The sequence below is a fragment of the Camelimonas fluminis genome, from assembly GCF_014656355.1.
Classification (GTDB): Bacteria; Pseudomonadota; Alphaproteobacteria; order Rhizobiales; family Beijerinckiaceae; genus Camelimonas; species Camelimonas fluminis.
Map to the genome: position 1 here is coordinate 3,406 of NZ_BNCG01000066.1, position 3,274 is coordinate 6,679.

Here is a 3,274-nt window from a genome sequence, read left to right on the forward strand (position 1 = left end):
GAGCATACGCAGGTTGATTTTGGCGAGGCAGACGTGATCATCGGCGGCAAGCGCGTCCGGTTTCATTACTTCTGCATGGACCTGCCGCACAGCGATGCCCCGTTTGTAAAGGCTTACGCTGCCGAGGTTGCAGAGGCGTTCTGCGATGGCCATGTGGCCGGCTTCGCATTCTTCGGCGGGATCCCGCGCTCAATACTTTACGACAACACCCGGCTGGCGGTTGCGCGGATCCTGGGTGACGGCAAGCGCGAGCGCAGCAGGATGTTCGCCGGTTTGCAGAGCCACTGTCTGTTTGAGGACAAGTTTGGGCGCCCCGGCAAGGGGAATGACAAGGGCGTCGAGTTGAGTGCAGCCGTTTCCTCGCCCTTCATATAGAGAACGGTCGACACAAGGTCATAGGCTGGCGAAAGCGCGGCTGACCGCCGGTCGGGATAGATGGCCTGCTGCCGCCTCCGGTCCAGGCTCAGCGACCGAAGGCCTTGGCTAAAAAATCCCGCTCCACGACCAATTGGCCGATCGTCGCGTGCAGCTTGTCAATCTCGCCCTCGCGGGCGCTTTCGGCGGCCTCGGTCTTGCCCGAGAATACCCCCGGCCAGCCCCTCAATGGCCTGTTTGCACCAAGCCGCGATCATCGTCTGGTGGACGCCGTGCTTCGTCGCCAACTCCGATAGGGTCAGTTCCCTCTTCAACGCCTCCAACGAAATCTTGGCCTTGAAATCAGCCGAATACCGCTTCCGCTTCCCACTCATAATGTCCGTCCTTCAACAAGGGCGAACCTATCTTAACCAACTGTCCGAATGTCCGGTGCCTCCTCAATCCTCGCTCACCGCATACTGCGGACGAGCCACCCCACGGACAACGAATATACGGTCTCTGATGATGATAGAGGAGGTTAGCCGGGCCCTCCTGGTGGGCGTGTGCATCAGCTCAGCCTAGCTAATAATTTTGCACGTGATACAGCTGTAAAATTGACTTTTTTATCTGGCTGTCCCGTTCATGACAAAATCCCCCGCCAGCGCGACAATCCCTCCCCACACCCGTCCTTGCATCAAGCGTTGGATGCGGCTGTTCGGCATGACCTTCGCGACGGCAGCTGGATCGGCCGCCTTTGCAGCGGCCCCGGATGGGCTACAAGCGACCACCCTGGCCGCTGTCGTGTACCTGAACGGTATGCGCATTCACGCCGACAACTGCCGCAACCCCTTGGAGGGTGGCACAAATGCTCCCCTCGACAGATTAAAAGCCGCCTTGAACGTGCACACGGTCAAAAGGGACCTCGCCCTGCGAGAGTGGGTTGACGATATATATCAGCAGATGAGGGCAACCGCCCCGACAGAATGCATGCCGCAGATGTACGAGGCCTACGCCGAAGATTTCGCGCGCAAGCTCGGTGAGCTGAAGGATAAACCCGCCCCGTAGCAACCCTCTCCACGGCTAGATTTTTTGACACCGGCTGGGAGGTTCGGCCTGTGCTTGCTTTTGGGCCACGGTCTCCCGCTGCGCCAGATCCGGCTTGTCCAGTGCCTGCTTGGGCTGGGCAGGGCTTCATAGCCGCTGAGCGATGCCAACTGCACATGAACGGTCGGCAACCGGGCCGGGTCCGGAGCGAAGAGTGTTCGCAGGGCGGCAAGATCAGGCAAGCCGCCGGCATCGAGCATTCTGGCAAACTCCTCGGCCAGTTCACGCTCGCAGCCGCGATCATGGGCCAGCGCCAGCAACTCGACGGCGATCTTGCAGGCCTGCCTGTCGGGAAGATGCTTGATGAGGGCCTCAAAGGCCCTGCGATATTCCTGACGCGGGAAGAGCTTGTCGCGATAGACGAGCCCGCGAAGCGCCATCGGCTTCTGGCGCAGGGAATGGATGATTGACGTCTGGTACAAGAGCCACCGGGGTGATCTTTACAGCGGTGGGTGGCTTGCAGTCCAGTTCAGGGCCGCAGGTGGTTATGGAGGCTACGGTTACGACTGCTATTCGTCCACGCCCACGGAGAACAACTATCTCCAGCGCTACACTGGCCTGGGCCAGTGGGGTGCCGGCACCCGATCCCGTGCATCAGCGTCTCGGACAGCTACGGGCAGTCCCGACAGGCGTGCGCTGATATCTGGATCCAGCCTCGACCGCTCGCCGCATGGAAAAACTCAGGCTTCAATTTGATCTATTGCAACGTCGGCAGCCTCGGATGTAGGACTTCGGCACCGGGGGTGGCTATGGAAATCGACGCGTGAATGGGTTTGATTCAAATTCAATATCAAATCCTGCGTTGACGGCGTGGGACGGAACCAACGGCCGATATCAGACAACTTGGGGGGCCTGGTCATCCGAAATTGGCGTCTATATCGGCGACGATTGGGGCCAGCAGATCCGCGCCGTGATGGGATTCTGAGCGATGACAACAACCACTGTTCCCCGCACCCTCCGCCGAGGCAATGGCCGCCGGCTACACCCAACCGGTATCGGCCTATTGCGATGGCGGGGACCTGGAGCTGTATGTCAGGCCAGACACCGATCTATCGCAACGATTTTCGGCCTTTGACGTGGAAGAGTGCCGACTGCTCCGCGTCAACGGCTGGCTCCGTGATTTCGAGCGAGGTTAGAGACGTGGGCCGCCGACGCGCTGCGCGAGCTCTTGCACCTACCCCTTTTGGGTGTAAAACTAGGCCATTCAATGGAGTTCGATAGCTCTGGCGATGGGGAGGTGGGCCAATGATTAAACTGACCGCCGATATCGTGTTAGCTTACGTTGCCAATAATCACGTGAGCCCAAACACAGTCGCAGAACTGATTGGCGCAATACACGGAGCCTTGGCCGACTTGGAGGCGACACCGGAAGAAAAGACTCCGGCAGCTCCACTACGGCCTGCTGTTCCCATCCGGATATCCGTTACGCCTGATTTCCTCATCTGTCTGGAAGACGGAAAGCGGTTCAAGTCACTGAAACGCCATTTGCGCACGGCCTATGGCATGACGCCCGAGGACTACAAGGCGAAGTGGGATCTGCCATCCGATTACCCGATGGTTGCCCCGAACTATTCCGCTTATCGTTCCGCGTACGCAAAGAGAATGCACCTCGGGGTCGCAGGCAGCGCGAGACACACACTCCCATCGCCAGATTTGGAAGTTAAGGTCGTGAACGCAACGACGCTTGCGCGACGCGAACACCACTCCGTTCGTGCTGGGTAGATCGGCTGACTGTTCTCTCCCCGGCTGCCGCCATCCCGGCCCGGAGGCGAACGCACCCCACAAGTGCCGAAGAGAGCCGGAGGGCCGCCGCCCC

Annotated in this window: 2 protein-coding genes and 3 pseudogenes; 3 read left to right on the forward strand and 2 right to left on the reverse strand. The window is 59.7% G+C overall.

Going from position 1 to position 3,274, the window contains the following annotated elements; translation table 11 throughout:
• Window positions 1-336: pseudogene (locus IE243_RS21400) on the forward strand (IS21 family transposase); the annotation flags it as partial.
• A gap of 47 nt (window positions 337-383) precedes the next feature.
• Here IE243_RS21400 and IE243_RS21405 read toward each other — a convergent pair.
• Window positions 384-749 (reverse strand): annotated as a pseudogene (locus IE243_RS21405) (transposase); the annotation flags it as partial.
• Between the two features lie 247 nt (window positions 750-996).
• Here IE243_RS21405 and IE243_RS23265 point away from each other — a divergent pair.
• Entirely contained in the window at window positions 997-1,419 is a 423-nt protein-coding gene (locus IE243_RS23265; RefSeq protein WP_191321340.1) for a hypothetical protein, read from the forward strand.
• A gap of 119 nt (window positions 1,420-1,538) precedes the next feature.
• Here the strand turns inward: IE243_RS23265 and IE243_RS21415 are convergent.
• A pseudogene (locus IE243_RS21415) lies at window positions 1,539-1,865 on the reverse strand (IS21 family transposase); the annotation flags it as partial.
• Window positions 1,866-2,703: 838 nt separating this feature from the next.
• Here IE243_RS21415 and IE243_RS21420 point away from each other — a divergent pair.
• Window positions 2,704-3,180, forward strand: a complete 477-nt coding sequence (locus tag IE243_RS21420) for a Ros/MucR family transcriptional regulator (protein ID WP_191321341.1) — start codon at window positions 2,704-2,706, stop codon at window positions 3,178-3,180.
• The last annotated feature ends 94 nt before the right edge of the window (window positions 3,181-3,274 follow it).